The organism is Paenibacillus roseus (assembly GCF_016424485.1).
GTDB lineage: Bacteria > Bacillota > Bacilli > Paenibacillales > Paenibacillaceae > Paenibacillus_D > Paenibacillus_D roseus.
Window position 1 is genome coordinate 102,309 of the sequence record NZ_JAELUP010000103.1, and the last position, 16,448, is coordinate 118,756.

17 protein-coding genes are annotated in these 16,448 nt (G+C 50.3%); 16 read left to right on the top strand and 1 reads right to left on the bottom strand.

Annotated features, from left to right (window positions below):
• Window positions 1-14 precede the first annotated feature (14 nt).
• The 6 genes from JFN88_RS17420 (at window position 15) to JFN88_RS17440 (ending at window position 6,672) form a co-directional block, all read left to right on the top strand.
• Entirely contained in the window at window positions 15-1,076 is a 1,062-nt protein-coding gene (locus JFN88_RS17420) for a glycoside hydrolase family 76 protein (RefSeq protein ID WP_199020577.1), read from the top strand.
• 103 nt (window positions 1,077-1,179) lie between these two features.
• Window positions 1,180-1,494 carry a glycoside hydrolase family 76 protein gene (locus JFN88_RS24660; protein WP_332908498.1) on the top strand — a complete coding sequence of 105 codons (315 nt, stop codon included), beginning with the start codon at window positions 1,180-1,182 and terminating at the stop codon, window positions 1,492-1,494.
• A gap of 12 nt (window positions 1,495-1,506) precedes the next feature.
• Entirely contained in the window at window positions 1,507-1,863 is a 357-nt protein-coding gene (locus tag JFN88_RS24665; protein ID WP_233167999.1) for a hypothetical protein, read from the top strand.
• A 22-nt stretch (window positions 1,864-1,885) separates the two neighbouring features.
• Complete coding sequence (locus JFN88_RS17430; RefSeq protein ID WP_199020578.1) at window positions 1,886-3,442, top strand: glycoside hydrolase family 76 protein; 1,557 nt, start codon at window positions 1,886-1,888, stop codon at window positions 3,440-3,442.
• A gap of 269 nt (window positions 3,443-3,711) precedes the next feature.
• The gene (locus JFN88_RS17435) at window positions 3,712-5,043 is read left to right on the top strand and encodes a replication-associated recombination protein A (RefSeq protein WP_199020579.1); all 1,332 of its coding nucleotides are present in this window, start codon (window positions 3,712-3,714) and stop codon (window positions 5,041-5,043) included.
• 270 nt (window positions 5,044-5,313) lie between these two features.
• Window positions 5,314-6,672, top strand: a complete 1,359-nt coding sequence (locus JFN88_RS17440; protein ID WP_379167587.1) for a hemolysin family protein — start codon at window positions 5,314-5,316, stop codon at window positions 6,670-6,672.
• A 106-nt stretch (window positions 6,673-6,778) separates the two neighbouring features.
• Here the strand turns inward: JFN88_RS17440 and mnmA are convergent, their stop codons facing one another.
• Window positions 6,779-7,903 (bottom strand): tRNA 2-thiouridine(34) synthase MnmA, encoded by a 1,125-nt coding sequence (gene mnmA, locus JFN88_RS17445; RefSeq protein WP_199020580.1) that lies wholly within the window; start codon window positions 7,901-7,903, stop codon window positions 6,779-6,781.
• Between the two features lie 285 nt (window positions 7,904-8,188).
• Here mnmA and cymR point away from each other — a divergent pair, with 285 nt between their 5' ends.
• The 10 genes from cymR to JFN88_RS17495 all read left to right on the top strand — a co-directional run bounded on the left by cymR (window position 8,189) and on the right by JFN88_RS17495 (window position 16,351).
• Complete coding sequence (cymR, locus tag JFN88_RS17450) at window positions 8,189-8,608, top strand: cysteine metabolism transcriptional regulator CymR (protein WP_199020581.1); 420 nt, start codon at window positions 8,189-8,191, stop codon at window positions 8,606-8,608.
• Between the two features lie 201 nt (window positions 8,609-8,809).
• Entirely contained in the window at window positions 8,810-9,964 is a 1,155-nt protein-coding gene (locus JFN88_RS17455) for a cysteine desulfurase family protein (protein ID WP_199020582.1), read from the top strand.
• Between the two features lie 14 nt (window positions 9,965-9,978).
• Complete coding sequence (locus tag JFN88_RS17460) at window positions 9,979-10,515, top strand: PRC-barrel domain-containing protein (protein WP_199020583.1); 537 nt, start codon at window positions 9,979-9,981, stop codon at window positions 10,513-10,515.
• Window positions 10,516-10,527: 12 nt separating this feature from the next.
• Window positions 10,528-10,719, top strand: a complete 192-nt coding sequence (locus tag JFN88_RS17465) for a YrzR-like zinc ribbon domain (protein ID WP_199020584.1) — start codon at window positions 10,528-10,530, stop codon at window positions 10,717-10,719.
• Between the two features lie 207 nt (window positions 10,720-10,926).
• The gene (locus JFN88_RS17470; RefSeq protein WP_199020585.1) at window positions 10,927-11,997 is read left to right on the top strand and encodes an AI-2E family transporter; all 1,071 of its coding nucleotides are present in this window, start codon (window positions 10,927-10,929) and stop codon (window positions 11,995-11,997) included.
• A gap of 339 nt (window positions 11,998-12,336) precedes the next feature.
• Complete coding sequence (gene alaS, locus JFN88_RS17475) at window positions 12,337-14,970, top strand: alanine--tRNA ligase (protein WP_269846575.1); 2,634 nt, start codon at window positions 12,337-12,339, stop codon at window positions 14,968-14,970.
• Between the two features lie 46 nt (window positions 14,971-15,016).
• On the top strand, window positions 15,017-15,277 hold the full coding sequence (locus JFN88_RS17480) for an IreB family regulatory phosphoprotein (protein WP_028561798.1): 261 nt from the start codon (window positions 15,017-15,019) through the stop codon (window positions 15,275-15,277).
• A gap of 38 nt (window positions 15,278-15,315) precedes the next feature.
• Window positions 15,316-15,732: a Holliday junction resolvase RuvX gene (gene ruvX / locus JFN88_RS17485; protein WP_199020587.1), complete on the top strand. Its 417-nt coding sequence runs from the start codon at window positions 15,316-15,318 to the stop codon at window positions 15,730-15,732.
• Between the two features lie 8 nt (window positions 15,733-15,740).
• Complete coding sequence (locus JFN88_RS17490; RefSeq protein ID WP_199020588.1) at window positions 15,741-16,040, top strand: DUF1292 domain-containing protein; 300 nt, start codon at window positions 15,741-15,743, stop codon at window positions 16,038-16,040.
• On the top strand, window positions 16,040-16,351 hold the full coding sequence (locus tag JFN88_RS17495; protein WP_199020589.1) for a DUF1292 domain-containing protein: 312 nt from the start codon (window positions 16,040-16,042) through the stop codon (window positions 16,349-16,351). The genes JFN88_RS17490 and JFN88_RS17495 overlap by 1 nt, the downstream gene beginning before the upstream one ends.
• Window positions 16,352-16,448 lie beyond the last annotated feature (97 nt).

The window sequence follows — 16,448 nt, forward strand, 5'->3', positions numbered from 1 at the left end:
CAGGAGTGGCAGATATGAATCAACTGGGACAAAGCTGGTCGGAGAGGGCCGAGCAAGCGCAGGCAGCGCTGGAGCGTCATTATTGGAATGGCGATATTCGCATGTATAACATTGAAACGCCTTGTCCGAACGGCGCGTGCAATACGATTTTTCATTACTGGTGGATGGCTCACGCGGTGGAGGCTCTTGTAGATGGACTAGAGCGAACAGGCGAGACGCACTACTCCCAGAGACTCAGCGAGCTTTTTGACGGATTGCTGGAACGTAACGGCGGCTCATGGCCTAATGAGCTTTATGACGATATGGAGTGGATGGCAATCGGGTGGCTGCGTGCATTTGCAGTTACTGGCGAGGAGAAATACAAGAAGGCTGTGCTGGAATTATGGACCGATATTCAGACTGGCTGGAACGACCATATGGGCGGCGGCATTGCCTGGCAGAAGAGCCAGCTTGATTACAAGAATACGCCGGCCAATGCTCCCGGGGTTATTTTGGCTGCAAGATTGTACAGGCAGTTCGGAAATCAGGAGGATCTGGAGTGGGCGAAGCGCATTTATCGCTGGTTGAAGGACAATCTGGTCGATCCGGAGAGCGGTTTTGCATGGGATGGCATGAACCGGCTCGGAGACGGAGCAATCGATAAGGATTGGGCTTTCACTTACTGTCAGGGTGTTGTCATTGGCGCAGCCCATGAGCTTTATACTATTACGAAAGAAGCAGCCTATGGGGAGGATATCGCGCGGACGTCTGCTGCTGCAATAGCGCGGCTCGTTGATCCAACAAGCGGTTTGCTGCCTGACGAAGGTCCTGGAGACGCCGGCTTGTTCAAGGGAATTCTGGTCCGCTACGCGGCGCTGGCCGCGCTTGACAGTTCGCTCCAGCTTCAGAACCTGACTGAGCTTGTACAAATCAATGCGCAAGCGCTCTGGTCACAGGGAAGACTGGCGGACAACACGCTGTTCGGCACGGGTTGGGGAAGTGCGCCTGAGGGCATCGTTCAGCTTGGCACGCAGATCAGCGGCGTCATTTTGCTGGAGATGGCGGCAAAGCTGGAAGCGGCTGCGGAGCAAAGGTGAGCAAATGGCGAACCGGGTGTTTGAAAATTTGGAAAAAGTCGGCGGAGCAGCCGGGCCTACGATGCGATCGGGGATGCTGGTACATGGATGAAGTGCTTGATTTGTGGACAGATATCAACACAGCATGGAACGAGCATATCGGTGGCGAAATGGCCTGGAAGAAAGATCAGTTGACTGCAAAAACACGCCGGCTAACGCCCCGGCCGCCATTTTGGCGGCCAGGCTGTTCCGCCGTCGCGGCGATGCTGCTGACCTGGAGTGGGCGAAGCGCATTTATGCATGGAATAAGGACAATTCGGCTGATCCGGAGAGCGGCTTTGTGTGGGACGGCATGAACCGGCTTGGTAATGGAGAGATTGACAAGGACTGGGCGTTTACATACTGCCAGGGCGTCTTTATCGGTGCAGGTCTGGAATGATATGCGTGCACTGTGGAAAACGCTTACATTCAGGACGTGAAACGCACAAGCCTTGCCTCACGAGAGCGGCTTGCAGACAGTGCTACCGGATTGCTGCCTGATGAGGGTATTGACGATACAGGGCTGTTCAAAGGAATTTTTGTCCGCTATTTAACGCTGCTTATGAAAGCTGATTCCTCTGAGGAGAAAGTATGGGGACCTATTTTGCAGCGAAACGGTGAAATTCTATGGAAGGAGGGGATTGAGGCGTCTTGCGGGCTTGCCGGCCCATCATGGGAAAGACCGTCGCAGTTGCCGGTACAGCTTAGGGTGCAGCTTAGTGCGGCGATGATTTTGGAAGCGCTTGCTGAATTGGAAAGTACAAATTAAGCACAATTTTAGGAGGATGTATATGCGATTTGGAAAAGTAGCAACAGTTTGTCTTCTTACAGTTTCAATGTTGGTTTCATCCGTAGTCGTTATTCCAGAAAACCGTCGCGCGTCTGCGTTTACTGCGTCGAATGCAAGCGATTCCATGAACTCGTTTATCAACGTTTTTTATGATTCTTCAGCCAAATATTTTTATACCAATAGTGACCATCAGATTCAGCAGCATGCGCACGGTCCTGACAACGGGTTGTATACCGATTTTTGGTGGGGCGCTCAACTGTGGGAGACGGTAATGGATGCGTATGAGCGTACGAACAGCACCGTGTACCGCAACCTGATTGATGATATTTATACCGGTTTCAACCAAAAAGTTCCAAACATGATGGTAAATAAATTCAATGACGATCTGGGCTGGTGGGCGCTTGCTTGCCTGCGCGCCTATGAGCTGACAGGGACGGTAGAATACTTGAATCGGGGAACCTTCCTGTTTGAGAAAATTTTTGATGAATGGGATAACTCCTATGGCGGCGGCATCTGGTGGCGCAGAGATATTCATACTCCGGGAGCGACCGATGCGCAAAAAAATATGGCCACCAATGCTCCAATGGTCATAACTGCTGTCAAGCTGTACAACGCCTATAACGACGTCAATTTTTTAAATAAGGCCAAACAGATCTATAACTGGATTCAATCCAAGCTGGTAACTGCAACTAAGATCAACGACCATGTGGAAGGTACTGGAGCAGGAACGATAAAGGATTGGGACTTCAGCTATAACTACGGTACATATCTGGGAGCAGCGCTTTCCTTGTATAAGGCTACCGGAACCGCCAGTTACTTAAACAATGCGAACTGGGCGGCGCAATATGTAATCGACAAGATGACGTCTGCTAAAACGCTAATGTACGAAGGTGAAAATGACGGAGCAGGCTTCAAGATGATCTTCGCCCGCAACCTGAACCGGCTTCGTGTCGAAGCAGGCCAATCCCAATACTTGACCTTCCTTCAGCAGAACGCAACGCAGGCATATAATCACCGTCGCCTGAGCGATGGCATTATCGGCAGCGACTGGTCCCGTGATACCGGAAGCAGCTATATCCAAAGCCTTGCCGCAGCAGCGGGCGCATCGCTTCTGCAACTGACACCGCCGGATAATTACACCGGTTATATCGCTGGAAATGGCGTGTACGAAGCTGAAAACGCAGTCAAAAAGCTGAACAATGGCGGCGGTTTGATTAATGAGAGCGTATACAGCGGTTATAATTCCAGAGGTTACGTAGGCGGCTGGAATACAAACAACACAGCGATTATCTTTTATGTGAATCAAAACAGTGCTTCAACGAAAGCGGTAACTTTCCGTTATGCGGCTGGTGCAGGAAATGCATCCCGCTATGTAAAGGTTAACGGGGTGAACGTAAGCAACAACCTGGCCTTCAACAGTACAGGAGGCTGGGGCAATTGGAATACGGTTACAGTGAATATACCGCTTCTGGCTGGTTCTAACGTAATTGAGCTAGGCTACAATTCCGGACTCGGCAACAGCAACTTCCTGAATGTGGATTCCATGTACGGACTGTAATTGAATACGGGAAAATCGCAGGCTCCGGCCTCGCTGTCACAGCGGGGCTGGAGCCTGCTTTTTTGTTTACGGACTCGATTTGCGGTCGAATTCGCTATCATATAGGACTTCGATGCAAGTTAGCGGCAGCTGTAAACCATATGATATAATTATAGTATGAACGTTGAATGATGGATCTTCACTGGAAAATGTCCTGATTCTAATAGACTTTATCAGGCAAGTCCATACGGGTACGGATGAATTTGAATATATTGATGAAAGAGGTTTCTATGGATCTATTCTCTTTTCAACAATCCGAACAACCGCAGGCGCGGCTGCTGGCGGACCGGATGCGTCCGGAGACGCTGGACGAATATATAGGCCAGGAGCATATTGTTGGTCCGGGCAAGCTGCTGAGAAGGGCGATAGAGAGCGACCAGGTGTCGTCAATTTTGCTCTATGGCCCTCCGGGCTGCGGCAAAACTACACTGGCGCATATTATCTCCAAGAAAACAGAAGGCGACTTCGTAAGGCTTAATGCCGTCGATGCTTCTGTCAAAGATGTTCGGGAAACGATTGAACAGGCCAAAACGAATAAGGCGCTCTACGGGCGCAAGACGATTCTGTTCCTCGATGAGGTACACCGATTCAATACGGCGCGCCAGGATGCGCTTCTGCCCGCTGTCGAGCAGGGGATTATTATCTTTATCGGAGCGACGACGGAAAATCCGTTCCATCATGTCAATGGCGCCCTTCTGTCCCGGTCAACCTTGTTCCAACTGGAGCCGCTGACCAAGGCGCATTCCAGGACTGCGATGAGCAGAGCGCTCGCGGATGCAGGCAAAGGACTTGGCTTTATGCAAATCCGCATGGATGAGGAGGCGCTTGAGCATCTTGCATCGATGGCCGGGGGAGATATTCGCCGTGCGCTCAATGCGTTGGAGCTTGCAGCGGTTACCACGCCTTCCCAGCCCGACGGAACGGTGCATATTACGCTTGCGGTGGCTGAGGAGTCGGTTCGCAAGCCGACCGTCCGTGCCGACGAGTCAACGCAGTATGATGTGCTCTCCGCCTTCCACAAGAGCGTGCGTGGCTCCAGCGATGCGGCGCTGTTCTGGTTCCTGTACGCGGTGGAGAAGCTGGGCATGGACCCGATGACTTTCCTGCGCCGTCTGATTGTCGCTTGCAGCGAGGATATCGGGCTTGCCAATCCGCAGGCGATGGTGCAAGCGGTCACCGCGATGGATGCCTATCACAAGATCGGCTGGCCGGAAGCGAAGTACAATATCGCCCAAGCGATTCTGTTTGCCGTTGAAAGCCCGAAATCCAATGCTGCCGCTGTTGCGATCGGTAAGGTCATGGATACAATTGCTTCATCGGGAACGCTGGAGGTGCCGCTGCATCTGCGCGATACGCATTACCGGGGTGCAGAGAAACTCGGGCATCAGGGCTATAAATATCCGCATGACTATCCAGGCCATCATGTAGTTCAGCAATATTTGCCCGATCCGCTGAAATCCCGTGTTTTCTATGAAGCCACCAGGCAGGGGATGGAAGATAAAGTCCGTCAAAACCAGCAGCGGCGCAATAGCCATGCAAACGGCAACGGCGGGAACGGATAAGGGTGAATACCGGGTAAAAAAAGGGGAATTCTCCGAATCCGGCTGATCTGCTGCCATTAGGGACGATATTCGTTCAATGCGCCCGGAAAATACACATATTGGCGAGCCTTGCTTGAATAAACATCCATTATGAGCGGTTTCGTACATTTGACGCCGCGCTCCAATTTCGAATAAGCTGTTAATATAAACTTTTTTTATAATTTCATTTCCAGAAGGAGGTGCACCTGTTGTCGTCTGGCCCGCTTGGCGGGAGGCGGGAACAGGGAATCGTTGACTGACCCCTTACCCATAATACCGTTTATATTGAATGCGCTGCTGATTTTGTTTCTGGTTTTTTTGAACGGCTTTTTTGTAGCAGCCGAGTTTGCCATGGTCAAGGTGCGTGGAAGCAGGATTGACTCCCTTGCGTCTGAAGGCCATAGGAGGGCTAAATTTGCCTCTCATCTTACGAACAATCTGGATGCATATCTGTCGGCCTGCCAGTTGGGGATTACGCTAGCCTCGCTTGGCCTGGGATATGTAGGCGAACCGGCAATTGCAAAAATTATTGAGCCTTACTTGAGGAACTGGTTTGGTCTTGGCGATGTCATCATCCATACGATTGCGTTTTTGATTGCATTTGGAATCATTACATTCCTCCATATTGTACTTGGCGAGCTTGCGCCCAAGACGCTTGCGATTCGCAAGTCGGAGAGAATCACGCTTCTTACGGCGGCACCGCTTATTCTATTTTACAAAATCATGTATCCATTCATATGGTTTCTTAACGGGACGGCCAACTGGCTGCTGCAACGATTTGGCGTTGAGCCTGCTTCCGAGCATGATTCCGCGCATACGGAAGAGGAAATTCGAATTTTAATGCAAGAAAGCCACAAGAGCGGGCTGATCGATAATACAGAGCTTACGCTTGTAGACAATATTTTTGAATTCGCAGAGACGAATGCCAGGGAGATTATGATCCCGCGTACCGAGATGATCTGCCTGTACACGAATAAGTCTTTTATGGAAAATAAGGAAATTGCTCTGCAAGAGATGCATACGCGCTTTCCGGTCTGCGAGACGGATAAAGACAACATTATCGGCTTTGTCCATATCAAGGATATGCTGAAAGTCGATGAAAAGAGTATCACCAGCATTATGCAGATCATAAGACCAATCACAACTGTGCCCGAATCGATGCAGATTAGCACCCTGCTCAAGCTGATGCAGAAAAAGAAGACGCAAATCGCCATTCTCATCGATGAGTACGGCGGTACCTCCGGCCTGGTTACGTTGGAGGACATCATGGAGGAAATCGTCGGTGAAATTCAGGACGAATTTGATGAGGAGCGTCCAGATGTCGAGATGAAGGATGACCAGTCGTACTCCATTAACGGCTTGATGCTGATTGAAGAGGTCAACAGCTATTTTAATATTGATATTAGCAGTGAGGATTATGACACAATTGGCGGCTGGGTCTACTCCCAGATTGAGATTCCGCCAAAGAAACAGCAATCCATCGCTTATATGGATACACATGACTTTATTATCGAAGAGACAGACAATCTCCGGATTTCCCGAATTCTCGTCCGCATGCGGGACAACAGCACGTTGAAGTTTTTCGGTGATATTCAGGCAGAGACGGGCTAAACCGCTCCGTTTAGCACAACAAAAATCATCCTCCTTAATTTCGCATGGACTTGCGAAAAAGGAGGATGATTTTTGTTTGCGGCGCGAAGAGGGCGCCACTGAAAATTTACGATTGTACTGTGGCAGGCGCAATTTTATGGACCTTGTCAATCGTTGCCCCGCCCAGACAGATTTCGCCGTCATAGAAAACAACCGCCTGTCCAGGGGTAATCGCCTTTTGATGTTGGGCAAATACGACGTCGACTGTGCTGCTATCTTCTCCGAGCGTAATCGTTACGTCCTGATCCGGCTGGCGGTAACGAAATTTGGCCGTGCATGAAAGCGGTCCTTGCAAGAGCTTCGGAGAAATCCAGTTCAGGCCGGTAGCGGTCAGGCCTTCCGAATATAGGCTCGGATGTGTTTCACCCTGAACGACATACAGCTCATTGGTTGCCAGATTTTTGTCTGCGACAAACCATGGCTCTCCTGTCCCGGACCCGCCAATCCCAAGGCCTTGGCGCTGTCCCAGGGTGTAGTACATCAGGCCATCATGACGGCCTTTGACTTCCCCCGTGCGAATGTCAACCATCTCGCCAGGCTGAGCCGGCAAGTATTGGCTGAGGAAGGTCTTGAAATTCCGTTCGCCAATAAAGCATATACCGGTGCTGTCTTTCTTGCGGGCCGTTGCGAGTCCTGCCTCAGCAGCAATGCGGCGCACTTCGGATTTCGGCAAATGTCCGATCGGGAACATTGCTTTGGCGAGTTGATCCTGACGGAGCGCGTGCAGGAAGTAGGTCTGATCTTTGTTGCTGTCAACGCCGCGCAGCAGCCTGGAGCCGCCATCTGTATGCTCTACGCGGGCGTAGTGTCCGGTTGCCAAATAGTCTGCGCCAAGATCAAGCGCTTTTTTTAGGAAATCACCGAATTTAATTTCACGATTGCACATGACATCCGGGTTCGGCGTACGTCCGAGCTTGTACTCATCCAGAAAGTAGGTAAACACTTTATCGTAATACTGCTCTTCAAAATTGACCGTGTAATACGGAATTCCGATCTGATCGCATACCCGTGCCACATCCTGGGCGTCTTCTTCAGCCGTACAATGACCGAACTCGTCGGTGTCATCCCAATTTTTCATGAAGATGCCGATTACATCGTACCCTTGCTGCTTCAGCAGCAGAGCGGTGACCGAGGAATCGACGCCGCCGGACATCCCGACAACAATTCGTGTTGATGCGTTGGATTTTGCCACTTGTTAACACCGCCTCTATAATAAATAAACTCCCGGATTTTACCCTCCGAGATTTCAAAGGTAATATGAACTTGCATGAAGCTCTTTGTTATTGTACCATAGCTTGAACAAGTTTTTCATGAAAGTCATGCTATTCTATCATTGAGCGGCCAGATATGTTAACATAGATGTATTATGGGAATACAGTGATTTACAGTCAGACTTCAAGATAAGCTTGGAAGATTACACATCTACATTAAAATAGCGCGTTGAAGGCGCATGTACAAATGGAAGAGAGGGATTACCTTGAAGATATCAACTAAAGGACGTTATGGATTGACGATTATGATGGAACTGGCCAATAAGTTTGGTGAAGGGCCAATCTCCCTGAAAAGCATTGCCGAGCGCAATCAATTGTCAGAGCATTATCTGGAGCAACTGATCGCACCGCTCCGCAACGCAGGGCTGGTCAAGAGCGTACGTGGCGCTTATGGCGGCTATATTCTTTCGAAGGCGCCAGAGCAGATTACTTCCGGTGATATTATCCGTATTTTGGAAGGCCCAATTTCTCCGGTGGACTTTACCGAGGAAGATGATCCAGCCAAGCGTGATTTGTGGATTCGTATTCGCGACAGCATTGCCAGCGTGCTTGACTCTACGACACTGGCGGATTTGATCTCGTTTACCGGACATGAAGAGGCCGACAGTTACATGTTTTATATTTAAGAATCGGCTGATGGCTGGAGCTTATGCCTGAAATCTAAATTCTTTTGCGTCATCTTCCGTAAATCCAAAACAGACCTTGCTGCATAAGGTCTGTTTTATTAGGTTCTTCTTCTTTTCACTATAGTTTCATTTGATGATTAAAAAAGTGCAGCGGTGTCGCCTATCTCAGGCAGGCAGCCGTTGGCGCGTTAAGGAGCAGCTATGCCAAATATATATTTTGATCATGCTTCCACAACGCCTCTTCATCCAGAAGTGTTGTCGGTTATGATGGACATTTATCAGGGACCTCCCGGCAATCCTTCCAGCACGCACTCTTTTGGTCGAACCGCCAAGCGTCATTTGACGCAGGCAAGGGACCGGATTGCGGCGGTTGTAGGCTGTCATCCCTCGGAGCTTATGTTCACCTCCGGCGGGACGGAAAGCGACAATACCGCCCTGCGGGGAACACTGAATGCGCTGCGTCATACCGGCAAACGCCACTTGATCACGTCTTCAGCCGAGCATCATGCGGTGTTGCATACCTCAAAGCGTCTGGAGGAGGAGGGCTATTCCATCACGTTGCTGGAACCGGATGGAGACGGCATCATATCGCCCGAGAAGGTTCAAAACGCCTTGCGTGAAGATACAACAATGATCAGCTTGTTGTATGTCAATAATGAAGTCGGTACGATCCAGCCGATTGCCGAAATCGGAGCCGTTGCACGTGAAGCAGGGGTGCTGTTCCATGTGGATGGCGTGCAGGCGTTAGGATCGATCCGGCTGAATCTGCATGAGCTGCCGGTTGATCTGATGAGCTTTACCGCACATAAAATCAATGGACCTCAAGGAATCGGAGCATTGTATATTGCCAAGTCCGTACCATTTCAACCGCAAATTGTTGGCGGTTCCCAAGAGGGCAAGCGCAGGGCCGGTACGGAAAATACAGCGTCAGCCACAGGATTTGCCAAGGCTGTCGAACTGTCGGACGAGCATTTCGAGGAAAAGAACCGCCATATCTCGCTGCTTAGGGAGACGTTCATTCATGGTCTGGAAGCCGAGCTTGGCAGTTCTGCGTTTGTCATCAATGGACACAAGGAGAGAAGTGTGCCCCATATCCTTAATATCAGCCTACTGGGAGCGGATACGGAAACGCTGCTGATGAATCTGGATATGGAGGGCATTGCGGCTTCCAGCGGTTCGGCCTGTACGTCGGGATCGCTTGAGCGCTCTCACGTGCTGAAGGCCATGAGCTTGCCGCCGGATCGTCTGAACAGCGCTGTGCGTTTTAGTTTTGGTTTGGGGAATACTTTGAAGGAGATCGAATACGCGGTCAAAAAAATTGCAACCATTTTGAATCGTATTCGTAGTAAAGTATAGGAGGCCTCCAACTAGTGATCAAAGTACAGCATTTGATCGGGCAGCCCGTGATTGATTATACAACCGGCAAGCAAGCCGGTGTTGTCAAAGATATCTGGTTCAATGAGCATTGGGTTTTGAAAGGCATTATTGTGGAAACCAGCCGCTGGCTCTCCCGCGGCATAACGGGTCTTCTCTGGGATGCGGTCGTCGCTTGCGGAGAAGATGCGGTGCTCATTTCGGATCGGCAGGCCTTGCGCAAGCTCAATGCGGATGAGGTCACACGCTGCTTCCAGACCGGTGCGGTTCGTCTAAAGGATTTGCCTGTCATTACACAGGAAGGTTTTCAATTAGGCCGGATCTCGGATGTTTATTTTGACCAAAATATGGGTACACCAATAGTAGGGTATGAATTAACGGATGGTTTTATCTCGGATCTTCGAGAAGGGCGCAGATGGCTTAGAATTTCGGATTATCCCGATGAGGTTACACTTGGGGAGGATGCGATTCTCGTACCGGTTCGCGCTGAGGAAGATTTGCAGCATATGGCCACTTCGGAATCGGTAAATTAGGGAGAAATGAAGATGAGATGCCCAAACTGCAATTCCAAGGATATCGGAAAAATCGGCTCCCATCAATTTTATTGCTGGGGATGTTTTATCGAACTGACCGTAAACGGAGAAAAAATGTCCGTGTATCAGGTAGAAGAAGACGGAACGCTCAGTTCGCTTGACGATCTGTTCTTTGAGGAAGAAATGCCGGGAATGCACGCATAACGATACGAATAATGAGACGGCCGCTGGCCGTCTTTTTTGTATACAATATTTTTTAAAGTTATTCCTTGCCTTGCGTCTGGCTATTGCGAGAATCCCGCAATGGATCATAGGATCAGACAAGGATGTTTTGTCCACCTCCTACATATACTGTAGAAAAGAGCGCCCGCTTACGGTGCGGACGCCCGATGCCAGAAGGGGCGAATAACAGTGGACAAATTTATGAAACACAAGGCGTTCGCCATTCTTGTCTATGCCATCCTTGGCCTTCTTGTCCTGTATTTGCTCATGCAGGTCAGGCCGATTTTTACCCATATCTATGTATTTTTAAAGGCAGTGCTTGCGCCGTTTTTGATTGCGATGATTATTTCATATGTTCTCAATCCGGTTGTTTCTCTGCTTGCCGACCGCAGGGTCCCAAGATCAATTGCTGTCCTCCTTATCTATGCTGTGTTTTGCGGTGCGTTTGCCGTAGTGTTGATGAATATTATTCCCATGCTGCTGGAGCAGATGGAAACGCTGAACCGGCACGCGCCAGAGCTGTCCATGCGCGCCCAAAGCCTTATAGACAATATGAACAACAATTCCTTTCTGCCGGACGGCGTGCGCAGCGGGCTGACCCGGTCGGTGACCGAGATGGAAAGACGGGTTTCCGAAATTGTCACCTCTTTTGTCAACAACATCGGTGAAATGCTAAATGTGGTGTTCGTTGCATTTATCATCCCGTTCCTTGCTTTTTACATACTGAAGGATTTTGATGTATTCGAGCGAACGGTTATCACTTACGTGCCGAGAAAGCACCGGAAGAACACAGTCAAGCTGTTCAAGGACATTGATGCTGCGCTTGGGAGCTATATTCGCGGTCAGTTCCTTGTCTGTTTTATTGTAGGATTGCTTGCCTACGTCGGCTATTGGCTGATCGGGCTGCCTTATGCCCTGCTGCTAGCTGTTCTCGTCGCGGTCTTCAACATTATCCCGTATTTGGGGCCGTTTTTCGGGGCGGCGCCGGCGCTGGTCGTGGCCTCGACCATATCTCCAAAAATGATGCTGCTGGTCATTATCGTCAATACGGTTTGTCAAATTCTCGAAGGTAATGTGGTTTCCCCGCAGGTGGTCGGAAGAACATTGCATATGCATCCGCTATCGATTATATTTGTATTGCTTGTAGGAGGACAAGTAGCTGGTATTATAGGCATGATTCTGGCCGTCCCGATTTATGCAGCGCTAAAGGTTGTCCTGCAGCATATCTTTGCCTATTACATTCGGAAAAAGACGATTTGACACGATTCCTGCCGGACGATATACTATAATCGTCAAAACGATGATGGAACAAAGTAGGCGAAAGCCCATCCTACAGAGAGAGCGGCCCGCATGGTCATGCTTCGAACAAGTTGAAGCTGGCGGCGGCTGGAAGGCTGCTTTGGATGAAGAATCGCTGAAATGCCGGTTCCGGAGTGTGAATGAACTTCACCGGGGTGAGCCCGTTAACGCTCGTCTGAAGGCGATTGCGCGATTTAGGCGCAATAACCAGGGTGGTACCGCGAAAGCTTAGATTTCGTCCCTGCATATTGTAGGGGCTTTTTGTTTTTCCAGACATTATATTATGGAGGCATGATACGCATGAAAGCCAGTGAAATTCGTTCCAAATGGCTTGCTTTCTTCGAAAGCAAAGGCCATAAAATTGAGCCTAGCGCTCCGCTCGTACCGCATAATGACCCGTCCCTGTTGTGGATCAACGCAGGCATGGCTCCGCTGAAGGCTTATTTTGACGGGCGTGTAAAGCCGGATAATCCGAGAATTACGAACTCGCAAAAATGTATCCGTACCAACGATATCGAGAACGTCGGCAAGACGCGCCGCCATCACACGTTCTTTGAGATGCTGGGTAATTTCTCAATCGGCGATTATTTCAAGGAAGAAGCGATTACATGGGCATGGGAGTTTTTGACCGACCCGAAATGGATCGGATTTGATCCGGAGAGACTGTCGGTTACGGTATACCCGGAAGATCAGGAAGCTTTTGATTTCTGGAACAAGAAGATTGGCTTGCCGGAAGAGCGAATTGTCAAACTTGAGGACAATTTCTGGGATATCGGCGAAGGTCCGTGCGGACCATGTACCGAGATTTTCTATGACCGCGGGGACAAATACGGCGACCTGTCCGACCCGGAATGTACGCCGGGCGGCGAGAACGAGCGCTTCCTTGAGGTGTGGAATCTTGTATTCTCCCAGTTCAACCATAACAAGGACGGCAGCTACACGCCGCTGCCAAATAAAAATATTGATACCGGCGCAGGGCTGGAGCGCTTCGCTTCCATCTTGCAGGATGTAGATTCCAACTTCGACACGGACCTGTTCCGCCCGATCATTGACCGCACTTGTGAAATTTCCGGCATTGCGTATGGCAAGCGGGAGGATCATGACATTGCATTGAAGGTGATTGCCGACCATATCCGTACGGTGGCATTCTCTGTAGGGGATGGCGTGCAGCCTAGCAACGAGGGGCGCGGCTATGTTATTCGCCGTCTGCTGCGCCGCGCGGTGCGCTATGGCAAAAATATCGGCATCGACCGCCCGTTTTTGTTTGAGCTGACGGCAACCGTTGGCGATATTATGGGTGTCTATTATCCTGAAGTTGTGGAGAAAAGAGAGTTCATCGAGCGGATTATCCGCGTCGAGGAGGAGCGCTTCCATACAACGCTGACCGAAGGTCTGGCCATCCTCGAGAAGCTGGCCGAGTCGGCCAAGCAGTCGGGCAGCGCCATCATCAGCGGCCCGGATGCGTTCAAGCTCTATGACACCTACGGATTCCCGTTCGATCTGACGGAAGATTATGCGCTTGAGAATGGACTGACCGTTGACCGGGAAGGCTTTGATCAGGCGATGGAGGCGCAGCGCGAACTGGCCCGCTCCGCTCGTCAGGATGTCGGAAGCATGAAGGTACAGGGCGGAGCGCTCTCCGAACTGACGGTGAAAAGCGAGTTTGTCGGGTATACTAGGCTGGCAGTTGAGGCGAAAATCAGCGCCATTATTCTGGACAATGAGTTGGTCGATATTGCCCCGGAGGGCAGCCATTGTCTCGTCGTACTGGATCAAACCCCGTTCTACGCCGAAAGCGGGGGGCAAGTCAGCGACCATGGTACGATCACTGGCGCATCTGTTCAACTTCAAGTTGAAGATGTATCCAAAGCGCCGCATGGGCAGCATGTGCATCACGCAGTGGTGACAAGCGGCACATTGCGCACAGGTGAGCAGGTAAAAGCGGAAGTATCCAGAACGCTTCGCGAGGATATTGTGAAGAACCATACGGCTACCCACTTGCTGCACAAAGCGCTGAAACAGGTGCTTGGCGATCATGTGAATCAGGCAGGCTCCCTGGTTCAAGCAGAACGTCTGCGTTTTGACTTTTCTCATTTCGGCAGCATTTCAGAAAGTGAACTGGCGGAGATTGAGAAGCGGGTCAATGAGCAAATCTGGCTTGGTACGCCGGTTGTAATTGAAAGCAAGCCGGTTGCTGAAGCTAAAGCTATGGGAGCGATGGCGCTGTTCGGGGAAAAGTACGGGGATGTCGTGCGTGTCGTTCAGGTGAGCGACTACAGCATCGAGCTGTGCGGCGGCTGTCACGTGCAAAATACATCGGAAATCGGCCTGTTCAAGCTGTTGAGCGAATCCGGGATCGGTTCCGGCGTCAGAAGGATTGAGGCGGTTACCGGCAAGCAAGCGTATACGTATATGGACGGTCAGTTGGACCTTCTAAAGCAGGCTGCCGAGCTGCTCAAGTCGAATGCGTCTGATGTGCCGAAGCGGATTGAGGGGTTGTATGCGCAAGTGAAGGAACTGTCCAGAGAGAAGGAATCGCTTCAGGCGAAACTCGGCCGCATTGAGGCCGGATCGCTGGAGACGCAGGCGAAAAACGTGCATGGCGTAACGCTGCTGGCGGCTTCCGTCAATGCCGGAGGAATGGAGGCACTGCGTGGAATTGCCGATGAGCTGAAAGGCAAGTTGTCGTCGGCAGTTATTGTGCTCGGCGCAGTTCAGGAGGAAAAAGTAAATCTGGTCGTATCCGTTTCGGATGATCTGGTGAAGAAGGGCTTCCACGCCGGCAAGCTGATCAAAGAAATTGCCGCAGCGTGCGGCGGGGGCGGCGGGGGCCGTCCGGATATGGCTCAAGCCGGAGGCAAGGACCCGTCGAAGCTTGTAGATGCGCTTAAGCTTGCAGAAGAACTGGTTTCCTCGCAGGCAAATGTGATATGATAGAAGCAGCATAAACTGCTTTGGTCTTGAAAGGTAGGTGCTGGCGATGAGTTCCATGGATAAAACGATGAAGTTTAATGTCAAAGCGGAAGAGCTGACGTCATCCTCACAGGATATTTTGCTGTCTGTGTATGATGCATTGGTGGAGAAGGAATATAACCCGATTAACCAAATTGTTGGCTATTTATTGTCGGGTGATCCGGCTTATATTCCGCGACACAACAATGCCCGCAGTCTAATCCGAAGGAAAGAGCGCGACGAATTAATTGAAGAGCTCGTCCGGAGTTATCTGAGTCAGCACAGATAACGGCTAGTTAATGAATGTGAAATGAGGCGGTCGGATACATGCGTATAATGGGATTGGACTATGGCGACCGCAGAATCGGAGTTGCAATTAGCGATGCCCTGCAATGGACAGCTCAGGGGATCGGGATTATCGAGACAAGACGGGAAGGTCAGGAGCTTGACGAGATTGCCAAGCTGATCAGCCAAAATGAAGTAAGTGAAATCGTAGTCGGACTGCCGAAGAATATGAACGGTACAATTGGTCCGCGTGGCGAAATTTGCATCGCATTTGCGCAAGCATTGCGCGAGAAATTAAACTTACCTGTTCACCTCTGGGATGAACGGCTGACTACAAAATCCGCAGAGCGCACCCTGCTTGAGGCGGACATCAGCCGCAAGAAAAGAAGGTTAGTGGTTGATAAGATGGCCGCTATACTCATTTTGCAAAATTTTCTCGATTCTAAAACGAAAAGGTGAGGGTTACGATGACAAAGGACGACAGGCAGTTCGAAGAACCGGAAATTATTTATATTCCGGATGACGATGGCAACGAAGAAGAATTCGAAGTCGTTATGAAGTTTGAGGTCGACGGTTCTGACCAGAAATACATGATGGTTGTGCCAATCGGCTCCGATGAGGAAGAAGAATCCGAAGAGGTGTATGCATTCCGCTATGAAGAGGAAGGCGACGATTTGAAGCTGTATACCATTGACGATGAGGAAGAATGGAATATGGTTGAAGAAACGTTTAATACGCTGCTTGGTGAAATAGAGGATGAAGATTAATGCACGATAGCGATGCCACGCAGGTCAAGCGGGTCCGTGTGTTGCAGGAAGTTTACGGTCGCGAGGTCGGGTTGGTTGCAGATAGCGGAAACGAGGAGCTGTACCGGATTGCCGCTGAGTTTCAGCTAGGCTCGAATCTCTATGCAGCCCTGCAGACTTCCGCGATGAAGAAAGAAGATGAGCTTGCCTTTTTTCGGATCATCCAGCTTGAAGATGGAGAGTATACGCTCGAATCTCTGGATGATGAGGATGAATGGGAAGAAGCCGCCGAGGCTTATGACGAACTGCTGTTTGAGGAAGCTGCTAAATAATAGAAGGCTTGACGGGAGGGCGGTGCAAACCGCCCTTTTTTGAAAGTTTAGAAATCATTAAACTTCCCTTTATAGATGGCTTATTATATCTATGCAG